25 protein-coding genes and 1 pseudogene are annotated in these 21,106 nt (G+C 36.0%); 5 read left to right on the top strand and 21 right to left on the bottom strand.

Annotated features, from left to right (window positions below; all coding sequences use genetic code 11):
* Positions 1–422: 422 nt before the first annotated feature.
* The 12 genes and pseudogenes from DXD06_RS09400 to DXD06_RS09460 form a co-directional block, all read right to left on the bottom strand.
* Positions 423–1,361, bottom strand: a complete 939-nt coding sequence (locus DXD06_RS09400) for a DUF1848 domain-containing protein (RefSeq protein ID WP_117831449.1) — start codon at positions 1,359–1,361, stop codon at positions 423–425.
* Positions 1,358–1,660 carry a hypothetical protein gene (locus DXD06_RS09405; protein ID WP_147343620.1) on the bottom strand — a complete coding sequence of 101 codons (303 nt, stop codon included), beginning with the start codon at positions 1,658–1,660 and terminating at the stop codon, positions 1,358–1,360. The genes DXD06_RS09400 and DXD06_RS09405 overlap by 4 nt, the downstream gene beginning before the upstream one ends.
* A gap of 60 nt (positions 1,661–1,720) precedes the next feature.
* Positions 1,721–2,068, bottom strand: coding sequence for a hypothetical protein (locus DXD06_RS09410; RefSeq protein WP_117831451.1), 348 nt, complete (start codon positions 2,066–2,068; stop codon positions 1,721–1,723).
* 377 nt (positions 2,069–2,445) lie between these two features.
* Positions 2,446–4,128, bottom strand: a complete 1,683-nt coding sequence (locus tag DXD06_RS09415; protein ID WP_243000987.1) for a recombinase family protein — start codon at positions 4,126–4,128, stop codon at positions 2,446–2,448.
* A gap of 6 nt (positions 4,129–4,134) precedes the next feature.
* The gene (locus DXD06_RS09420) at positions 4,135–5,139 is read right to left on the bottom strand and encodes a virulence RhuM family protein (protein ID WP_117831453.1); all 1,005 of its coding nucleotides are present in this window, start codon (positions 5,137–5,139) and stop codon (positions 4,135–4,137) included.
* A gap of 213 nt (positions 5,140–5,352) precedes the next feature.
* A complete protein-coding gene (locus DXD06_RS09425) occupies positions 5,353–5,556 on the bottom strand; it encodes a hypothetical protein (RefSeq protein ID WP_109257794.1) in 204 nt (67 codons plus the stop codon).
* Positions 5,557–6,144: 588 nt separating this feature from the next.
* Positions 6,145–6,648: an AAA family ATPase gene (locus DXD06_RS09435; RefSeq protein ID WP_117831454.1), complete on the bottom strand. Its 504-nt coding sequence runs from the start codon at positions 6,646–6,648 to the stop codon at positions 6,145–6,147.
* Positions 6,649–6,678: 30 nt separating this feature from the next.
* Positions 6,679–7,014 (bottom strand): annotated as a pseudogene (locus tag DXD06_RS09440) (23S rRNA (uracil(1939)-C(5))-methyltransferase RlmD); the annotation flags it as partial.
* On the bottom strand, positions 6,959–8,737 hold the full coding sequence (locus tag DXD06_RS09445; protein WP_117831455.1) for a recombinase family protein: 1,779 nt from the start codon (positions 8,735–8,737) through the stop codon (positions 6,959–6,961). The gene DXD06_RS09445 and the pseudogene DXD06_RS09440, both read right to left, overlap by 56 nt.
* 64 nt (positions 8,738–8,801) lie before the next feature.
* Complete coding sequence (locus DXD06_RS09450; protein WP_442969666.1) at positions 8,802–8,954, bottom strand: SHOCT domain-containing protein; 153 nt, start codon at positions 8,952–8,954, stop codon at positions 8,802–8,804.
* 439 nt (positions 8,955–9,393) lie between these two features.
* Positions 9,394–9,642: a helix-turn-helix domain-containing protein gene (locus tag DXD06_RS09455; protein WP_117831456.1), complete on the bottom strand. Its 249-nt coding sequence runs from the start codon at positions 9,640–9,642 to the stop codon at positions 9,394–9,396.
* Complete coding sequence (locus DXD06_RS09460) at positions 9,626–10,066, bottom strand: sigma-70 family RNA polymerase sigma factor (protein WP_117831457.1); 441 nt, start codon at positions 10,064–10,066, stop codon at positions 9,626–9,628. The genes DXD06_RS09455 and DXD06_RS09460 overlap by 17 nt, the downstream gene beginning before the upstream one ends.
* A 525-nt stretch (positions 10,067–10,591) precedes the next feature.
* On the opposite strand from DXD06_RS09460, the gene DXD06_RS09465 reads away from it, so the two are divergent.
* The gene (locus tag DXD06_RS09465) at positions 10,592–10,942 is read left to right on the top strand and encodes a helix-turn-helix domain-containing protein (RefSeq protein ID WP_171029199.1); all 351 of its coding nucleotides are present in this window, start codon (positions 10,592–10,594) and stop codon (positions 10,940–10,942) included.
* A 93-nt stretch (positions 10,943–11,035) separates the two neighbouring features.
* On the opposite strand, the gene DXD06_RS09470 is transcribed toward DXD06_RS09465, so the two are convergent.
* Positions 11,036–11,371, bottom strand: coding sequence for a hypothetical protein (locus DXD06_RS09470; RefSeq protein WP_006859231.1), 336 nt, complete (start codon positions 11,369–11,371; stop codon positions 11,036–11,038).
* A gap of 169 nt (positions 11,372–11,540) precedes the next feature.
* Here DXD06_RS09470 and DXD06_RS09475 point away from each other — a divergent pair, with 169 nt between their 5' ends.
* Complete coding sequence (locus DXD06_RS09475; RefSeq protein ID WP_006859232.1) at positions 11,541–11,798, top strand: helix-turn-helix domain-containing protein; 258 nt, start codon at positions 11,541–11,543, stop codon at positions 11,796–11,798.
* A gap of 21 nt (positions 11,799–11,819) precedes the next feature.
* Here the strand turns inward: DXD06_RS09475 and DXD06_RS09480 are convergent, their stop codons facing one another.
* The 7 genes from DXD06_RS09480 to DXD06_RS09510 all read right to left on the bottom strand — a co-directional run bounded on the left by DXD06_RS09480 (position 11,820) and on the right by DXD06_RS09510 (position 17,541).
* The gene (locus DXD06_RS09480) at positions 11,820–12,329 is read right to left on the bottom strand and encodes a winged helix-turn-helix domain-containing protein (protein ID WP_330417550.1); all 510 of its coding nucleotides are present in this window, start codon (positions 12,327–12,329) and stop codon (positions 11,820–11,822) included.
* A gap of 372 nt (positions 12,330–12,701) precedes the next feature.
* Positions 12,702–13,280 (bottom strand): DUF6033 family protein, encoded by a 579-nt coding sequence (locus DXD06_RS09485; protein ID WP_055264386.1) that lies wholly within the window; start codon positions 13,278–13,280, stop codon positions 12,702–12,704.
* Positions 13,281–13,324: 44 nt separating this feature from the next.
* Positions 13,325–13,915, bottom strand: coding sequence for a hypothetical protein (locus DXD06_RS09490; RefSeq protein ID WP_117831459.1), 591 nt, complete (start codon positions 13,913–13,915; stop codon positions 13,325–13,327).
* Between the two features lie 104 nt (positions 13,916–14,019).
* The gene (locus tag DXD06_RS09495; protein ID WP_117831460.1) at positions 14,020–14,583 is read right to left on the bottom strand and encodes a hypothetical protein; all 564 of its coding nucleotides are present in this window, start codon (positions 14,581–14,583) and stop codon (positions 14,020–14,022) included.
* An 18-nt stretch (positions 14,584–14,601) separates the two neighbouring features.
* A complete protein-coding gene (locus DXD06_RS09500; RefSeq protein WP_055264380.1) occupies positions 14,602–15,423 on the bottom strand; it encodes a hypothetical protein in 822 nt (273 codons plus the stop codon).
* Positions 15,413–16,819 (bottom strand): sensor histidine kinase, encoded by a 1,407-nt coding sequence (locus DXD06_RS09505; RefSeq protein WP_006859239.1) that lies wholly within the window; start codon positions 16,817–16,819, stop codon positions 15,413–15,415. The genes DXD06_RS09500 and DXD06_RS09505 overlap by 11 nt, the downstream gene beginning before the upstream one ends.
* A gap of 11 nt (positions 16,820–16,830) precedes the next feature.
* Entirely contained in the window at positions 16,831–17,541 is a 711-nt protein-coding gene (locus DXD06_RS09510) for a LytR/AlgR family response regulator transcription factor (RefSeq protein ID WP_055264237.1), read from the bottom strand.
* Positions 17,542–18,027: 486 nt separating this feature from the next.
* Here DXD06_RS09510 and DXD06_RS09515 point away from each other — a divergent pair, with 486 nt between their 5' ends.
* The 3 genes from DXD06_RS09515 to DXD06_RS09525 all read left to right on the top strand — a co-directional run bounded on the left by DXD06_RS09515 (position 18,028) and on the right by DXD06_RS09525 (position 20,740).
* Positions 18,028–18,369: a plasmid mobilization protein gene (locus DXD06_RS09515; RefSeq protein ID WP_117831461.1), complete on the top strand. Its 342-nt coding sequence runs from the start codon at positions 18,028–18,030 to the stop codon at positions 18,367–18,369.
* A complete protein-coding gene (locus DXD06_RS09520) occupies positions 18,318–19,688 on the top strand; it encodes a relaxase/mobilization nuclease domain-containing protein (RefSeq protein ID WP_117831462.1) in 1,371 nt (456 codons plus the stop codon). The genes DXD06_RS09515 and DXD06_RS09520 overlap by 52 nt, the downstream gene beginning before the upstream one ends.
* A 62-nt stretch (positions 19,689–19,750) precedes the next feature.
* Positions 19,751–20,740, top strand: a complete 990-nt coding sequence (locus DXD06_RS09525; protein WP_117831463.1) for an Abi family protein — start codon at positions 19,751–19,753, stop codon at positions 20,738–20,740.
* A gap of 156 nt (positions 20,741–20,896) precedes the next feature.
* Here DXD06_RS09525 and DXD06_RS09530 read toward each other — a convergent pair whose 3' ends face one another.
* Complete coding sequence (locus DXD06_RS09530; RefSeq protein WP_117831464.1) at positions 20,897–21,103, bottom strand: transposon-transfer assisting family protein; 207 nt, start codon at positions 21,101–21,103, stop codon at positions 20,897–20,899.
* Positions 21,104–21,106: the final 3 nt, after the last annotated feature.

Consider the following 21,106-nt stretch of genomic DNA (forward strand, 5'->3'; position numbering starts at 1 on the left):
ATAAATGCTCCTTATTCAATTAATTCTCAAGTAACACTTTTTCTTATACTACACTATGCATATTCTTATAGTCCGTATTTGTATTTCCACATACCTACTTTTTTTCTATGTTAACTACTTATCAAACATTCAGAAACATCAGTACAAAATATATATTCTAACACCAAAGTTTACACTAATCAAAAAACACTCTAAAACCTACAGATACTGCACCTAATTGACTCCACTTATATTTATACGCCTTAATATTTTCGCCTTGAGAATTATTCCACGATACCCCATATGCGAGATGTTCTCTTTCATTATCTAAATTCCTCTGAACTTTGATTTTATACTGCATAGCGAAAGTAGATAATTCACTTTAGGCTGGGGTAAAAAATTTACCCCATGAAACCATTCCCTCCCTCTCGTCCAAATGTTAATTATTCAAAAAAACTAAGTTGAGCGTCTTTTAATGACTTTACTTTTCTATCAGTAATTTTATCATCCGAAGTGATATTTCCACATAATAATGGGGACGCTTGATTGTACAATCTTACATTCTCTTTTACTTTCTCATCATTAAAATTTGCATAGCAATATTTGCAACCATTGAGACAAGTATTATACGCTCCTACTTCCACACTTTCAAAACATCCACACTCTTCTCTCTGATTTTTGTCCTTTTCACCAATCAACTTACACCCTAATATCTTCTCAATTAGTTTTTTATCTATACAGCTTCCATGCTGAACACCAACATTGTGAAGATTGATTTGCTCTGCACAAGATTCAATTACTAAATTATATTTTGAAGCAATTTGTACCATTTGCGCCGCCAAACTAATCATCTCATCATTTGTCATTTGCCTAATGCCAAGTTTCTTAGTGTTTCGTTGTGTTTTTGCATATAAATCAACAAAACTGATAACTACCTTTTCCGTGTAATCCGCAAGACTACTCGCTATTTCCTCAAACGCTTTTAAATGGTAATCCATTGTATATCGCTTGCTTATCAAAATAGGATCATATCTCCATATTACTTTTTCTTTTCCTATTTTTTTAGACAATGCCTTAAACGTTGAAATAAGTTCCTCTCTCTTATTTGGAAGGTTCGGTTCAATATCCTTACCATATCCCGTAAGAGTAAACTGAAAATAGTATACATAATCTTTCAAACATTCCAGCTTTTCCATCATATTCGCAGGGTTTTTGGTCCAAAATACAATGCAGTCCACTACATCTGGCGATAAATCTATTCTACTTATTTGATGTGCATTCATAGGATTTCGCACATATAAGAATCCCTCTTTAATTCTGTTAACAAACCAATCTGAATAGTAATTTGGCACATCTGTTCTTCTACTCACACTTAATATCATAATGAATCCTTCCTATTGAAAGTCAATACTTGATAACGAATATTTCTTGCTTTCAACACCGGCCATCTATTTAAATTTTTGCAATCACTTGTACAATTTTCTCTATTACTAACATATGTACTACATTCTGTATTTAAAGAAGTTAATAATTCAATAGCCTCATTCGGATATTCGAACTTGTAATCAATCTTTTTGATTCCTCTATCTTCATCTTTATAGTGAATAAATGTCGTTGCATTATCTTCTGTAATAAATCCATTCTGTTTTATGGCTGATATGATTTTTTCACTTCTTTCCATATCTCTATCCATACTTCCCTGATCAGAACGAAGAGATATTAATATATGAATTCTATCTCTTTAAATTTCTTTTTTTCTAAAACTCTCACAAATATCTTGAAACTCTTCATTTGAAAATTCACTAATAGATTTAGGAAAAATATATACATTGGATATTAGCGTACTTGTTTTTTGAAAAATAGTTGCAGCATTGACTTTTGTAAACTTGACTTCATCTTTTTCTCTTGCTTCTATTTTATAATTCCAATCAATAGTATCAATGCCCCTATATTTAATATAACATTCTCCACTTCCAATCTCACCAAGTGCTTCAACCAATCCCCAATAATCTATCATATTTCCACATCCGATGGATGCCACCTCTATGCTATCTTTAAATTTTTCTCGTGCAAATAATGTATCAAACATACTTTTATATTCAAAGGCATATGAAAAAACATACCGTAACAAATATAATTGTTGAATATGTATGTCTGAATAATCCGGCTTTTATCCAGCTTGATAATTTAATGTTTTCAGCATACATAAATTAACGTTTTGGTCTATATACTCTCTGAAATCATTATATATCATTGAAATATAATTCTTTATTGTAATCATCCCTGAGTTCCCCTATAAAATTTATCTTTTATATTTTTCTTCTGTCAAAAAGTATCCTTTCGCCAAAATGTATACTTCCCGTTCTCCAAAGCCTATCCCCTGGAGTAAATCTCCGATTATATCATCACTCTACGAAAACAGAAACACACATCTATTTTGCTCCAAAAATGGCGAAATCATTTGATTTATTGGGCTTTTCTTGACAGAAGGCACACCGTCTCATCTGTACTCTCGTTGTCCCAATCCACGCCTAATACATTTCTGCCATTCATATATATAGGAAATTTAAACCGGAGACCTTTTAATATTCTGCCATTCTTTTGCTCTTCCTCATAGATAAACACATCCGACAGGAAGCTCTTCAAAAATGTCTTCTTTTCCAGATCTGTAAATTTATCATACAGCTTATCAAAAAATAAAAGGAACTGGTAAACATTATCTTCTGAGATTTTGTCCTGCCTGATATTATATAGTCTTGTTTCGACTTCTTCCATGGCATCCTCAATATCAGTGATTTCATCATATAGCTTGTCCAAACGTTCCTGCATGTCATTATATTTTTTGTCATAATTCTTATCGGATACAGATAAATGATCCATCTGGTCAGCAAGCCTGTTTTTTGCCCCGGTTGTCTGGCTCAGTCTATCTTTTAATCCATCATATTCCTTGTCAAGCTCCGAAGTATCAATGCTGCTTCCTATCTGCTTACGGATTTCCTGCTCAAACTTTGGGTTCTTTACAAATTTACGGATAATTTCCTCAACTGCCGCATTGATTCTGTCCTCATTCCACTGTCTTTTATAAGTACAGCGGTGTCCGTCCACAAGCTTCCTGTGTTTGCAGGCATAATAGAAATAATCCTTGTAATAGCCTCCGTCCGGATGCTTCTTACGATTCACATTGCCATACATACCGCTTCCACATACAGGGCACTTAATAATCCCTGATAAAATATGTTCATGCTCAAGACTATGTGTTTTTACCTGTAAAACACCTGTCTCCTGCCGCTTTCTGTGTGCCTGGTTCCACATTTCTTCTGATATAATTGCCCCATGGACTCCATCACTTAGCAAGTAATCCTTTTGTTTTACGATATGATATTCATTCCTTGTTCCCGGAATCTTCTCATTTTTTCTTCTGCCAAATGCAAGCTTACCGCAATATATCGGATTGTCCAGCACACCCTTGACGAATGATGTAGAAAAACCTTCAATTGTGTTATTCTGGCGAAGCTTTTTCTCATAACCACTGTTATTTAAAAATGCAGCTATCGCAGCCATTCCCATCGTTGTATTGACGAATTTATCATATATAATACGGATAATCTCTGCTTCATCTTCTGCAATGATAAGTTCACCATTTACCAGCTGATAGCCATATGGCGCAAATCCGCCGTTCCATCTGCCTTCTCTCGCTTTCTGTCTGCGGCCTTCCATTGTCTGGACAAGGATATTCTCACGTTCTATCTCTGCAACCGCAGATAACACAGATATCATCAGCTTCCCGACATCCTTAGAGCTGTCAATCCCCTCCTCTACACAGATAAGATTAACTCCATAATCCTGCATTTTCTGCAATGACGATAAAACATCTGCAGCATTTCTTCCAAATCGTGACAGCTTAAATACCAGCACATAATCAACATTGTCTTTGCCACTTTCTACATCCGCAAGCATCTGCTTAAACTGTGGTCTGCCTTCCACACTTTTGCCAGATTTACCCTCATCAGAATATTCCCCGACGATAGACATTTTCTGATACTCTGCGTATTTTCTAAGCTTGTCCTTCTGTGCATCAAGACTGTAACCATCTACCTGCATGGAAGTGGAAACTCTTGTATATATGTAACATTTCTGCTGTTTTTTCATCAGATGTTATCTCCTTTTTACTTCCTTGGAAACCTCTTTAATGCTTTCAAGATATGCTTTTTCGACTGGTGTCAAAGTAATCTCCTGATATTTTCTGTATTCTGACTTTGCTTTCTCCAACACCTGTTTATGACTTACAGAACCGGAACCAGTTAAAAGCTTTCTGTTTCCTGATGACAAAACACTATCCAATTGCTTTACATAATCATCCATGTACATAGGTTTATGTTCAATTGCATTAATTTCTGCCAAATCAAAATAACCAGATACAAGATTATTTAATACTTTTAGTTCACTCTCATCCAGATAATTTTTTGCAATTCCTATATCTTTTAATGCTGGTAATTCACCTGAAAATGAAGTAAGTCCCATAAATGGTTTTTGTGCATCAGCACGTTGATATATAACCTCTGCCGCAGTATGACCATGTGCTGCATAGTGAAGTTTATTCTGAACAATTTTAAAGAATCTAACAGACTCTTCGCTATGAGGATTGTAATCTACACTCGTAGCATACAAATCAAGAACCTGGCGATACAATACCTTTTCTGAAGATCTTATATCCCTGATTCTGTCAAGTAACTCTTTCCAGTAATTTCCTCCACCATTTCCTTTCAAACGCTCGTCATCTATCGTAAATCCCTTAATCATATATTCTTTTAGCCGCTTTGTTGCCCACTGCCTGAATCTTGTTGCAATCACTGATTTAATACGGTATCCAAGAGAGATAATCATATCTAAATTGTAATAAGTAACATTATATGTTTTTCCATCATCTGCAGTTGTTCGGAATTTCCGAACAACTGAATCCTTATCCAGCTCCCCTTCTTCGAATATATGCTTTATATGTTCACTTATATTTGATTTACTGCATTGATATAATTCAGTAAGCTGCTGTTGTGTCAGCCACACTGTATCATCTTCTATTTTAACTTCTATATTTGTCTGCCCATCATCAGTCTGATATATAAGTATTTCCCCATATTCATCGGTTCCAATTTTATCTGCCATAAGCACCTCTCCAATCCATTACTTCTTAGTTATGAAATGTGAACGCATGCATTCGCTATTGTCCCAACTAAATTTTATCATCATTCCAACCTCTGTTCAACCAAAACTTTTTCCAAGATGAAAGAATAAAACAAAAAGACTCCACTCTTATGAATGAAGTCCCGTAATATATGTATACATCCCGTAGCATATTATCTACAGGATGCCAGCTGCCTATGCAGCCTTTTTGTCCAGAAGCTGTTTTATCCCACCTAAGTAATAACAGAACCGGTCAAATTGTTTCTGCCTGCTTACTTTCTCGTCATCAATTGAATCCTTGATCATCATACACACCTCTACTTCTTCTTTTATCTCTGGTGCATATTTAATAATCATGTCTGCAAGAAAGCTACAGCAGCGTTCAAAATCCTTGTTCATTGCCAAGCCTCCTTAAAATATTATCTTGTGAATAATTCACAGAACATATTTTATCTCAAGACTTACTAAAATGGAATAGATTTTACTGAATGGTAGTTTTCAAATATTTCTATCTATCACAAATCAATTCTTTCAAGGCACATATCCTGCGATATAGCCAGAGTCTTCTATGTCTTTTCCTGCTTAAACAATATTCCTTCTTATATATCAGTCCCCAGCGACGGCTAAATACGCATTAGAGATGTCTCCATCCAAATGCCGTTCTAGCAAGGGATTTTTCCCTTGAACCCTTTGTTTATTATATGTGGGGGCGCTTTTTGCCCCCATTTTATCATTTTGGTGGCGCTTTCCGCCCCCACTTTATGATTTTGACGGCGCTTTTTGCCCCCACTTTTTATGTTCTGATTTCATTGTAATCTTGTTTAGATTCCAGATTTTAAAAAACGGGGGCGCAAAATGGAGCCATTTTTGAATTCCGGGGGCGCTTTTCGCCCCCAAATAGTGAAAGTGGGGGCACTTTCTGCCCCCACTCAGGAAATATTGCTAAAATACAGTTTAGATTTACCATACATACAAATCTGGAAGTTATCATACCGCCTTTATTATTTTCTCTACATCTTTTTTTCTTGATAGCCATATAACTTTATCATCATATCTATCTAAAATACTTCTTATTTCTTTCAGATTTTTACTCTGAAAAGTTTCAGTCCATTTCAAAAGGTTATAGACCGATTTCAAAGTTTCTCTTTTTCCTTTTTGTATTCCCAATTTTCTTTTTATAGAGCGCATAATAATTCTACTTTTATATAAATAACCAGGCATATCTAAAACATATATTTTATCAGCTTCATCAAAACTTTGCTGTACCCAGACATAATATACCCCCTCAATTATCCACTCATCATTATTATATAATATTTCTTGTAATAACGCTTTTCGTTCATCAAGCGTTCTCTTTTTGCCATATTCTTTGGCGTTATTATCCCATTGAATATCATCTAAGTCGAAACAGGAAATATTATACTTTTTTGAAAGTGCATTTGCTAAATAGGTTTTTCCAGAACCACTGCAACCAATAATATGTATTTTCATAAGTCAGTATTTTCCTTTATCAAACTCCTTTTATTTCTGCTGAATCATCTTAAAATGCTCCAATGCCTCCACAATTGCTCTCTCTTTATCTTCCGGACACTGTGGTTGCCTACTGTCTTCATTTTTAGGTAAATTATAATTCTTTCCAACCTCAATTCCACATTTTCTCTTTACCTGTGAAATATACAGATTGGAAACTTTCATGCCGGCATTATGTTCAAACACATACTTCTTTATCTCATCATATGTTGCCTTAGTCTCTGCAGATGTTATATCCACATCATCAAGTTCAATCGTTACATTAATGTAATCATCTGGCTTTTGTTTCAGTTGGGACAAAAGAACAACCGTTTCCACATGTGTTGTCACTAACATAGGAACACACATCTTTTACCTCGTCTGCGATATGGGAACACAATTCTTTTGCCTTATCCCCTACGCTCTTTGTCTTGTCAAAACGCTGTTTTGCGTTTCCAACCTCGTTTCTAAATCCTGTTTTATATATAAAAGTAATTTTATAGGGATCTTTGTTTCCATCTGCATCATAGCCACCGACTATGACTTTTTCAATAATACTTTCAAAAATACCTCTGTCAAACTCTTGAAGCACTTCATTTTGTGATAACGCTTTCTTAAAATCCTCCACTCGCCGTTTCAGAGATACCTCATCTTCCATTTGTTGTTCCAACATTTCTATATTCGCTCTTATGTCGGATAACTTTCTCTCATATCCCACATCTGTTTCTTCGTATATATCCTGTGAAACAATTCCTTCTAAGTATTTCTCCAAAAGTGCCTTCCGCTTCGTTTGAAGATTATCTGCACTTTTCTGATATTTCATAAGTTTATCTCTTGCAGTATCCTCACTCAAAGTTTTTTCAACTCTTGTAACAAATTCTTCTAATACATCTTTATTATCAGAACAAAGCATTTTATAGGATTCAATAAAAGCTTCTTCTATTACCTGTTCTGGTATTCCTTTACTATCCGGACAATATCTTTTGCCACTTTTCGTTGACTTTACACATTGCCATATTGTTTTCTTGTATTTTGAACTGCTATGCCATCTTCGTCTGGAAAGACTTGCTCCGCAGAAACCACATTCCAACATACAGCTAAACGCATACTGTCTGCTATATTTTTCTCTTTTCCCCGGTGTAGGGGATTTTCTTCCACCATTTCTGCGTTCTCTGATTTCCTGTGCTCTAGCAAAGGTTTCTTCTGAAATAATAGGTTCATGATGATTTCTTATATAAAACCTATCTTCCTCTCCTAAATTCTCCAATCGTCTTTTAGAAATAGGATCAACCGTAAATGTCTTTCCAAGTAGAATATCGCCCTTGTATTTTTCATTATTGATAATACCCATAACACTTGATGTTGTCCATGGATTTCCTTTTATAGTGGTTATTCCCTGTTCGTTTAATTCTCTTGCAATCATTGTGCTTCCTGCACCTGCAACATATCTGTCAAAAATATATCTTACAGTTTCTGCACCATTTGCATTGATAGAAAGAGATTTTGTTGCAACATCGTAATCATAGCCTAAGCATCCCTGAAATCCGACCAATTCACCACGTTTCATTTTCATCTTTAAACCCTTTTTCACATATGCTGAAGTATTCTCTACTTCTTGTTGTGCAACAGAGCTTAATATAGTCATAAGAAATTCGCCGTCTTTCATTGTGTTTATTTTTTCAACCTCAAAATAAACTGCAATGCCTTTTTCTTTTAACATTCTTACATATTTCAATGTATCTAAAGTATTTCGGGCAAAACGAGGAAGACTCTTGGCAAGAACCATATCTATCTTACCATCCATACAGTCTTGTATCAATCGCTGAAAGTCTTCTCGTTTATCTACTTTGGTACCTGTAATTGCCTTATCAGCATATACTCCTGCAAATACCCACTGATTATTATTTTTTATAAGATCTGTATAGTATTTAACCATCGAATTATAGCTTTTTATCTGATCTTCATCATCAGTACTGACACGACAGTATGCTGCTACTCTCAGGCGGTCAGTCTTTCTTATTTTTGCTGACTCATCAAATGGATTATTCGCCTTGATAACTTCTACTTCCATGCTCTCTCCTTTTGTATTCCCTCCGTAGTGTTCATATAGATTATATTGCAACACACTCAACAAGTCAAGCTGTAATATCAGATACAATATTATAATCTTTCATTAAACGTTTCTTTATTTTTTTATATTCAAATTCACTAATCAACTTCTTATTTAGCAACTGTCTTAACATAGATAATTGCATACTATATCTTAGCAATCTTTTCTTTTCGATCACACCCACCTCCTCATATTTTAACACGCATTTTATCTGCCAATGACAACCCACAATTCACTTGCCGGCTCTCATAGGCAGATAAAAATGCAATACAGGTGACAGATCATTACTCTGCCCACATCGGTCTTGCACCGTCATTCAAATTGACCGGACTGCAAATTTCCTTACAATCCGGAAGTATCATTATCACGGATATGCTTCATCGCCCTGTGTTACTGCCACACATTTTGTCAGATCATCTCGCTCCATACCTTTACTTCAATGTAATGTTTCAACAGTTCCTCACATTCACTCCTAGCAAAGAGCAGGTACATCTTGGCGAATCTACCTAGTGGCTCCACATATCCTCACGTCCTGTATGCAAAAAATATTCAGTTGTCAAGGTACAGGGTGCATACGCAGCAATCAGCGAATGGAAAGGGACAATGCTAACCGCCTGTTATGCAACTTCAAAAGCCAATATCTTTGTGATCAGCTTTGTTTCTAATCTGCGACGCAGAGTTTCATCAATGCAGTAGTGTACCTGTCCACTTTCGTCATACAGCTTTCTTGTGGACAATTTGATTATGTACCCTTCATAATGTTTTAACACGGCATTGATTGCACTCACATCGCCCTCTGATGCTGCCTTTATAATATGGAAAGGCAACAAATTTTCTTTATTTCTGGTTTTAGACATCTTTTTCATCTGCTATTCCTTCCATGATCTTTCTCAAAATTTCCAGTGAGCGTGTTCTGTGTTCATGAATGGTACTGCGAACCAGATTCATTTCTCTTGCAATATCTGCATCGCTCATCTCCATGAAATAGGAAAGTAAAATAACATTCCTTTTTCTTTCCGTAAGTTCTTTTAATGCTTCCGCAATCAAAGTATTTTTTACTTCAATATCATAGCCATGCACTTCAAAATGATGATTTTCTGTTCCGTACTCATCCATAGTAAATAATTTGCTCAACTCCTTTTCTGACAGTTCAGAGAATGTGACTTCGTGTTTTCTACGATAGTCCACGTGCTTGTAATAATTGACAGCTTCACCTTTTAATGCCATCTGGCACAAACGGTCAAACTGATGCCTGACAGTCATTTCATCCTTAGAAGAAGGTTGCCCCATACGAGTTCACCTCCTCCCGTTCCGAATGACAAGGCATTTGCCTTTTTTCCCTTCCGGTGTATCTCCCAAATGAAACCGGGGAGATGTTCGGGTGGATTGAAAAATTTTTATAGAAATTTTTCTGTATACAAAAAACGTCCTCGCAGGCACACACCCACAGGACGCTGTTCATATCTGATATTAAATTTTCTCCACACTCTACGAGTGTATATAATACACTTTCAATTGTAGAATTTGCCGCATTACTTAAAATGCGACCTATTTAGCTGTCCTTCCACGCAATGGGCAGGATAATATTTCCCAAATACAAAAATATCCTTTCAACGGTTCAGAATCCATAACTCTCCCAAACACATTCAAAGGATAAAAACATGAGAAAAAACCTTTGAATACTGCGTTTTTTTATATGCAATATCCAAAGTTACTTATTTTATTCAAGTGCATTATATCCCTCTGTTTTAGTGCGTTATTAGTTCATTTCTTTTTCAAATCGTGAACTATACACTATATACGGAGGTGCATGATATGGCTAAATCTAAGAAAATTGATAAAGACATGGGTTTTCGCCTGAAGAAAGCCAGATTAGACCAAAAGCTGACTTATGATGAGTTATCCGAAAAATCCGGTGTCTCATCAAGATATATCAAAGAGATTGAAAATCATGGCAATGTTCCAAGTCTTGAAAAACTCGGACAACTCATTCGTGCTTTACATATCTCTGCTGATCCGTTTTTTTATCCGGCAGCTCCAACCGATAATCTGGATTACCAAAGGCTGCTGGTTTATCTTTCAGAATGTACGGACGATCAGATCACCACTATTCTTGCACTTGTGGAAGCCTATCTTCGTACATATAAAACCCATGAGACAGAATAGCAGAAAGATTTCGATTTTTTCTGGATTGTTTCTGAATTATTCTGAAGAAAAACAGGGTGGAAATTCCATGATTAAACGCTCCACCCTGCTTACTTATTTCATTATTGTATTCAGTAACTCTTTTACCTTAACACTCTCTTTAACAATCCCAAGTCCAGCAAGTATCTGTACTGCATCTACTATCCCCTGATAATAGGCTCTCTGTTGTTCCTGAAAGTGTGCATGATCTACAATATCCATATAGTTTTCTAAAAAATTTCTCTGCTCTGTAGAAAGGTCAGATAAGAATTTTTCATATTCCCGGTTTTCTTTTTTCAGTTCCTTATCCGCCTTCTTTGCTTCCTCTGTCTGTATGGAATACTCCCGTTCGCCTGCATCGCTTCGAAGCTCCTCAAAAACATCAGATAATCTTTCAAATACTTCATTCATTTTGTGTCCACCTTTCTCTAAATAAGTATTGCATTTTACAGGCAGTATTATCAATCCTAAAATTTCTTACAACAATATTTTTTCGCACTTCATCTTTAGAAGTATATTATCAAGATTATTCCGTAAAATCAATCATGTGGCACTTCATCTTTAGAAAGTTGGTGATGATATGAAAATTTACTGGAATAAAGAAAGCAATTCCAAAAATCTGATAGGTCAGAGAGTAAAGGAATTGCGAACTGAAAGGCAGCTATCGCAAAAAGCACTGGCAGAACAGCTCCAGCTTGCCGGATATGAATTTAGCGATTTGACCGTATTACGAATAGAACAAGGGACACGCTTTGTACCGGATTATGAAGTGGTTGCCCTTGCTGAATTTTTTCATGTATCTTGTGAATATCTTTTAGGTGTCAGAAATGAAAAATAAGCAGTGATCTGTATTTGTTCTTTACAGACCGCTGCTTAAATTTTTGTTGAAACGATAGCCTACACCCCATACCGTCTGTATGTAAACAGGCTTGCTCGGGTTATCCTCTATCTTTTCTCGTATGTTGCGTATATGGCTCATGACGATGTTGTAATCGCCGGAATAGGATTCCTTCCAGACAATATCATAAATCTGCTCCTTGCTGAACACTCTGCCTGGATTGTTGGCTAACAGATAAAGGATTTCAAACTCTGTAAATGTCAAATCTATTTCCTGTTTCTGTTTTCTTACCGAACGATTTATATCATCTATTTCCAATCCATTAAAACTCAAATTCGTTTTTGTATTTTCAATTACTTGAAATGCTCTTACTCCCATACTGACACAGGATATTATATGATTCAGAATTTCTTCCTCACTATCTTCAAATGTCAGAACTAGCATTTTCCCATACACATCACCTGCCTTATTACTTTTATCTACTGCTAAAGCTCTGGTCAATACAAAAGAATGATTTCCATATCCAGCCAAGCAGTACGTTATCTGCTGTTTGGTTTTTCTTATTTATCCTATATACTATAACGAAAATTATTTTTCCGGTTGTTCCAAACTGCTTCCTGATGTTTTCAGATTAAAAGCTTCTCTATCCTTAATTCTGTATTCTTGATATTAGATGTAAGTACTCTATTGTTTGGATTCACATAATAAGATTTTATATTAATCATTGTTTCCCTCCTATTTTGAAATATTTTGTTTTTTACAGTAAAACAAATCCTGCATTAACTTATTTCCTAAAATCATAAATTTTTTTTCTGAATATTATCCTTTTATGCCAATCCCCTGTCAGTCAGAATTGCCTATGCTTCCTCGTTATGAGTCCAAGCATTCTCTTTTTTACAATATTTATGAAATACTCTTCCTTTTATATTCCGTTGCCATAATCTGCATAATAGATTCCAAATTATTTTCTGTTGCTTGATAATTTGTATCACTATACTTTTGAAACGATTCACTTATCGACATTTCATTTACTATTTTTTTATCCTTTTCATTTCCTATTTCATTCGGATAACCCTCCAGCCAATAAAGTGTGCTTCCGTCCGGATATATTATCATTCCAGCGCTTTTTACCGGCGGCGATAAAGCTTGTATTTCTTTCTGAGATTCAGAACTGCAAAATTCTTCAATTTTACTCAGCACGCTCTTCTTCAAAGCTGGATCACTCTCCATTTTTGATAATGTTTCCGGGGAAATTATGACATGATTTGTACCTCTCATATCATATTCATCAAGCAACTGCTGACAACTTACTATGCTACCCACATTTAATGTTACATTATAGCTATTACCAATTTCTCTTGCTAATTCTCCACCTGTGATTTTTTCAAACACTTCCCTAAAGTCATTTCCTGTATTTCTTACCACATTAACATTTTCCTGCATTGTAATACTACTTAATATTCCAAGTGCCTGTATATCCATGATTTTTTCAACCTTTCTGCAATTCCTCTGTCAGTCTGAATTGCCTATGCACTTCTGCCTGTCATAGCAGAATATATACCAACTTCTTTTATGTATCGCATATAAGTATCCATTAAACCATTTTTCAGACAATCCTCTAATGTATTTTGCATTTCACTTAAAAAACTGCTCTTATCATAGATTTCTCCCTGCCTTGCATTGGCTTTCTGCACACGCTTTGCCATCGTCATTGCAACAATTCCTCCTGCCGGACTATCAATCTTTCCCTGCTGCTTTAAATGTGCCGACAATGCCAACATTTCTACATAAGAAGCATTTGATGGATCTACCTCATCAGGATCAATCTTGATTTCCTTTTCCGAACCATCTGTTCCTTTTACCTTTGCAACCATATGATTACCGCCAGCCTCTTCATCATAATAAATCCCTATAGATTCTCCTGTTTGGACATGAATGGTTGATAATATTGCACCGCCTCCCTGCAATTCAAAGGTCTTGTTACATGCCGCTATATTATCAACATTTACAGTTTTTTCTATCTCCTCTGCAAAATTCTTTCCTGCTGTATTCCTTTCCATCCGTCTTGTTTCATATCCTACTGTATAACCTGTTGTGCCAATTCCACCAATAGCCATTTTAATATTCCTCCTGTCAAGCTATTTTCTATCTTCTACAATTCCTCTGTCAGTCAGAATTGCCTATGCTTTCTCGTTATGAGTCCAAACATTCTCTTTTTACATTATTTATAAATACTTTTCTTTTTATATTCCATTGCCATAACTCCTTGTACTTCTATTTTTTTAATCATCTCCTGCATATCGTTTTGCAATAAGGATTTTATATCGCTCGCATTCATTATCCTTACTTTTTCAGTATTCTTTGACCTCTCCGAAATCGCCTTCTCTCCACCTACATCTGGCTCTAATGTGGCAACTATCTCACCATTATCATCAAAAACCAGTGTACATTTTTTTACAGGCGGATTAAGTGTCCGCATCGTTAGTTTGAATTTATCGCTGCTATAATCTGCAAGCATATCATAAACTTTTTGTCTTAATGCTGTATCTGTATTCATTTTATATAGCACATCACTTGGAATATAACACTCAAAATAGCCATTTGCAGCTCCCACATCAATATGAAATTTATTATATATATCTTCTTTTACACAGTTTATCTGCTGTTCTCTAAGAGTTCCGTAAAAATCCTTTTCTACATTTATATCACCTTCAATAGTATTCACATTTTGTTTTTGCACAATTGCTGTTATATTACTCAGCATTCCAAGTGCCTGTATATCCATACTTTTAAACCTCCTCGTTTAAAGCTTTTGACTTTCTATCACGCTCTTACTAAATGTACTTATTGTGTCCTCGTAGGCTGACACACCCATCGGCTGAAAAGCTGATATATTTGTTCTATCCTGTCCACTTTGCACACTCTCAATAAGAAAGCCTTGTAATCTCTGCTGACTAACCAACTGACTGTTTAAATAATTTGCCCATGCTAGTTCTTTTTGTGCTCTCGCCTTTTCCTGTGCCTCCTTTATTTGTTCTGCTATAATTTCTTCAAATTCTTCATGGCGTTTCTCCCACCATGATTCTTCATCATCTGATAAGTCATCCGAGTTACTGTCACTTTTTACGGGTATACCTTCACCATAGCATTCTTCCGGCGAAGCACCAATGACTTGAAAACCAATCATTTTCGATCCCATTATGCCATTTGTGGAATACATCTTTCTTACCATATTCATGACAGTATTTTCCCATTCTGGATCACTTTTCATCTTTTCAAATGCTTCATCTGTAATAATCAGTGAACCTCCAACACATGTGGAACGATACCATCCGCTCACAGGCATCTGAGACATTTCATTCATAACCCATTGCTTATATTCGTCCATTGTCATTTCCTCTTTGGTCTTATTGGAAATAGAACTATCATATGTAAAGCCACTATAATTTGGTGGCTGCGAAATAACCATATCCCCCGCCCATGCAGAGGTAGTTGATGTTGTGCTCTGTCTTTCCTCTGCCTTTTGTACTTCACTTGCAAAATTGCCTTCCCCTGTTGTTTTCATACTGCTGTTCATATAAGCGTAGGCAGTTGCGCCAATACCATTTACACCACTAATACTCATTTTCTGTTCTCCTTTCTTGTAACAATATTGTTACACTAAACTCATTTTTCTTTACCTTAATATCTAAATCTCCCATGTACTTCTCTACTTCTCTCTTTACATTGGATAATCCTATTCCATGTAAGGAAATATCTTTTTCTTTATCGGAAACTGGAAGATTTGTATTGCTATCAAACTTGATTTCCCCGTCAAAAGAATTTCTTACTTCTATCAGAAAAAATTTTCTTTTTTGTTTTCCAGACAGCGTAATATATCTTTCCCCCGTATTCATTTTTTCACAGGCTTCAAGTGCATTTTGCAACAAATTGTTGACGATAATTCCAATATCATACGCATCATATCTGTCTGATACCGGATAAGAGAACTCTGATTGAAATTGTACTCCCTGTTTGCTTGCTGCTTTCTGCTTATCATTTACAATCACATCCGTAACAGCATTGCCTGTCTGAATAGTTATCTCAAACACATTCATACTCTCATCCATTTTTGACAGATATTGTTGCATATCCTCATAATTGCCACTCTCCATAAGTCCCTTGATATTCGTCAAATGATTTCTCATTTCATGCTTCATCTGCCGTATTCCGTTATAAAACTGCTCTACTTCCTCCATTCGCTCCTGTATTGAATGAACCTGTTGTTCTTCAATAAAATGCTTTTTCTTTTCTTCCTGAAGTTTTTCCATCTCCTGATAGGACACTATTGTGATTAAAATTCCTGCATAGAATAAAATTGCAATTACTGGCACTATTCCCAGAAATATTGGATATTGTTCATAAAGTTGAAAAATCAAATCATCTTTCACCACTATCCAAAGCCGGACAATAATATTTCCAAATAAAATTGCTACTATCGGTGTCAAAATCAGATAGCACAATTCCCTTATTTGCAGTTCTATCTTTTGTTTTCCTAATCGATGTCCAACAACAAAAAGCATAATTAAAAACAAGAAGATTCTAAATGCGGCAATAAAAATGTAATTCAATGATGCATTACGAAAAATATCCTCTACTAATGTTTTTTCCTGCACCCAATATCTGCTTGTAAAGAAATCTATACTTTCCACAATCAGCATACTTAAATTTCTAATGCAGAAAAATATAATCCCCATAAAAAATGTAAAATTTCTATTCATGCCTAAATAGCCAGAAGATGCCGTCAATAAAATTATTACAATCATCAAACCTAACCACCCATAAGCAGGAACAAAGTTTCCAATAAGGGATATGGCTATATAACTTCCAAAAACTATTAGTATCTTTTTTAATTTACTTCCCTGTCGTTCTTTCTTTTCTGTCATAAATGGATAGAAAAAAGCTGTCAGACAGACTGCATATAAAAAAGTTTCAATTCCGCCTATTATATTTTGGAACAACACAAACTCTGTTTCACTCATCCGCTGTCCTCCTACTGCATATACCGGAGATATGCTTTTACAAAGTCCGGATATTTATATTTTGAAATCAGCAGCTTATCTCCATTGACAAGCGTTACTTCTGTCTTGTTGTACTCATCTATGCAGGCAAGATTGACTAAATATCCCTTATGAATACGGAAAAACTGTCCCTGCAATTCTTCTTCCAAATCTCCGAGCTTTGCATAATATTCCAGTTCTTCCTCATTCATATGAATTACAACTTTGTGGCTCTGGCTTTCCAGATAGTAAATATGATCTAACGGTATAGCCTTGCTCGTATTGGCATATTGGATAACCAGCGTTTTCTTCTGCTGCTCCGCTTCTGATATAATCTGTTCGGCTGCCCGCCGGAAAACTTGGGCAAATCTCTGTTCATCAATAGGCTTTAACAGGTATTGAAATGCTCCTACATCAAAAGCATCATAGACATATTTTTCATAGCCTGTAACAAATATAATAATTGGCTGCTTTGTAAGCTCCGTTGCCCTGATCTGTTTTGCCATGCTCATACCGTCCATACCGGACGCAACGCTTTTCATTTCAATATCCAGAAACAGCAAATCATGCTCCTTTTGATCTGACAGGTATTCATCAGTGGAAGCATACTCTGTGATTTCACATTCTATGTTCTGTTTCCTGACAAGTGATGAAAGATAGGTTCGTATGTTCTTTTCATCATCACATATTGCAATTCTTATCATGTTCCACCTCTTTTTTCTTTTCGATTATTATATCGGAAATTATATAAAAATTTCTGAAGCCGATAGCGCAAATGGACAGTTTAATAGCGCAAGTGGACAAAAAATAGCTAAAGTAATTCTATCAGCCCAAGATATGTGTTCCAATCAGATTGCCTAAGCAATCGGAACACCGACACACCCTTTTGGAGTGTCGAAAACACACATAGCAAGCACTGCCTGTGTCATGACACAGGCGAAATCCCCCACACTTTCCTATCGTCTGTGTAGTTGAATTTCCATAGGGAAGTATCCCTAACCCTCTCTCGATTTTTCTTCGGTTATTCTTCATTTTACCGTCGAAATGCATTGACCTTTCTTACCGTTTTTGCTATAATTTGTTATGGGTAATTATACCCAAAATTGAATAAAACACGAAACAGACTGTTGTAAAAATCGAACATTTTACAGCAGTTTTTTTGTACCCAAATTTAGAAAGGACATGGCACAATGGCAAACCGAAACCGCACTAATCCGGTGCAATTTTATCTCAGTAATGATGAACAATACATTCTCAATACCAAGTTCAAAGCATCCGGCATGAAAAGCATGTCAGCCTTTTTACGCAAACTGATTTTATATGGATATGTGTATGATGTCGATTACAGTTATCTGCGAAATTATAATACAGAGCTTGGACGAATCAGCTCAAGTCTGAATCAAATTGCAAAGCGGGTAAACAGTACCGGAAACATCTATCAGGACGATATGAATGAAGTAAAGGAGTTGATGAATAAAGTATGGCATACACAAAAATCCATGCTATCAAAGCAACCGTTGATAAAGCAATAGATTACATCTGCAATCCCGACAAAACAGATGAGCAAATCTATGTTTCATCTTATGCGTGTGCGCCAGAAACAGCAGCGATTGACTTTAAGTACACCCTTGACCATTGCAGGGAGAACAGTCCTAACAAAGCCTATCATCTGATACAGGCTTTTGCTCCGGGAGAAGTCAGTTATGAGGAAGCTCACCGCATTGGAAAAGAACTTGCTGACAAGGTTTTAGAAGGGAAATATTCGTATGTTCTCACCACACACATTGATAAAGGACATATTCATAATCACATCATATTTTGTGCTGCTGATAACATCGAGCATAGCAAATATCACGACTGCAAACAGTCGTATTACCACATTCGGAAACTAAGTGATGAACTATGCAAAGAGCATAACCTTTCCATCATCATTCCGGGTGGTGAACGTGGTAAAAAATATAAAGAATGGCAGTCTGAGCAGAATGGCTCTACTTGGAAAACCCAGCTTAGAAGAGACATCAATTTTTGCATCAAGTCAGCTTCCACATACGAAGATTTCTTACTTTTAATGAGAGCCAAAGGATATGAAATTAAAGGGGAATCTTTTGAAGAAAGTGCTGCCAAATACATCTCTTTCCGTCCTCTGGATAAAGAACGTTTTGTCCGTGGCAGTATGAAATCGCTTGGTAAGGAATACACAAAGGAACGTATCCGGGAACGCATCGAAATGAAGCGTGAGCGAAAATCTGTTATTCCGAAAAAAGACTACTCTGTCCGCAGGCTCATTGATACCTCGGATGAAAAATTCCAAAGCAGTCCCGGACTCCAGCAATGGGCAACTATCGAGAATTTGAAGATTGCTGCACAAAGCTATAATGAAGTTGGTTCTCTCTCCGATCTGAAGCATCAGATTACTGTGAAAACCGAAGCGGGAAAATCTGCCAAACAGAGCGTTGTGAAACTGGAACACCGCATGAAAGACCTTGCAGAAATCATCAAATATGCCGAGCAGTACAAAACCAACCGCTCCTATCACATCGCCTACAAAAAGTCAAAGAACCCAGACGCATATTTCCGCCGATACGAAAGCCAGCTCATTCTATATGGCGGTGCACGACGTGTACTTGAGCAGACTGGGATAAACTTAAAAGGATTGAATGTTGATAAACTAAAAGCAGAATATCAGGAACTGATGAAACAGAAAAATGAACTGACTTCCACCTATAAAGATTGTGAAAAAGAGGTTCAATCATTAAACCGAAAACTGGAAAATTTGAGCCAATACCTCGGTCAGACACAGCCCGATTTTACCTCAGAACAGTCTAGGAAAAAGAATAATCCCATCTTGTAGCTTGTTAATGTTAAACCCATGTATTATACTTAATTTATTATTACAAATGTTTAGGAGAGACTATGGCAAATACAGATTATAAATCACCCGATGCTTTAATGCGGCATCTTAGGGATAATGGAATTTCCATCTCAGGGAGTTCACAAAAGCAACAACTAATCAATACCGGATATTTTCACGGATATAAAGGATACCGTTTTTTTGTATCTTCCTCTAACAGACTTCCATTCACTTCATATAATGAGATTAACGCAACCATACAATATGATACAAAATTAAAATCTCTTTTATATGGAAAAATGATGTTTATAGAAACTGCTCTAAAAAATATTGCTTTGAACACCATTATGTCAGAAATTGATTCCAGCAGTATCTATGATATGTACGATAAGGCAATCAGCAGCTACAAGAATGCTCCTGCCGGAACTCGTGAGGATATAAAGAAGAAATACCAGAACAACAAACTAAATCTTCAAGGCTCCATACAAAATGCCATTGCTGCTGCATACCGAAAAGAGAATCCGAAAATCACTCATTTTTATAATAATGTCAATTACAATGAAGTTCCTTTATGGGCAATATTTGAAATTCTCACTATGGGCGATTTTGGATATTTGCTTTCATGCCTGACCATTGATATGCGTGAAAAAGTATCCCGTGCAATCGGCATCAATCTATCAAGTGATACTTACCGGGAATTACTTTATAAATATGTATATGCCTTAAAAGATTTAAGAAATGCCATTGCTCACAACGATGTGGTATATGATACCCGTTTCAAAAAAATGGACCCTTCAAGACCAATGAAACAATGCCTGATTTTAGAAATGGGGATGCCATACATAAATTTCAAAACAATCGGCGATTACATCATCCTTATCTGTTACTACTTAAAATTACTGAAAGTCTCTAAAACAGAGATCAAATCATTCATCCGTGAATTTGAAAAGATTACAAGAGAATACGAATCTTCTGTAAACCCGAATGTTTCAGCTATTTCGATTCATCCTGATTTGTTCTCTCGCTTAAACATCTTAAAAAATTCCATATAATGCTTGCATATTTTACCTGCCTATAGTATATTATAGATAGCAATTGGGGTATGTGTTTGCGGACACATACTTGGAGGAGTCGGAGTGATCCGGCTCCTCTTTAATTTTTAATAAAAAAACGGTAGTCAAAAGGTGCACCTAATGACTACCATATTTTTATTCTGCCGCTTCCAACACTAATCCGGCATATTCTTCATCACCTATGCTTTCCAGTTTTCCTGCCACACGCATCGACAATTCTAAAAGTTCATCATCGTCGATATGTTTCATTGCCTTATGAATGCCCTCTATAACCTTTGCCCTGCTGTCACTATGGAAAATGCATATCAGATTTGTCTCTTCAACCGTAAATGGATTATTCATATT

Origin of the sequence: Roseburia sp. TF10-5 (assembly GCF_003462365.1) — a bacterium.
Lineage (GTDB): Bacteria > Bacillota > Clostridia > Lachnospirales > Lachnospiraceae > Roseburia > Roseburia faecis.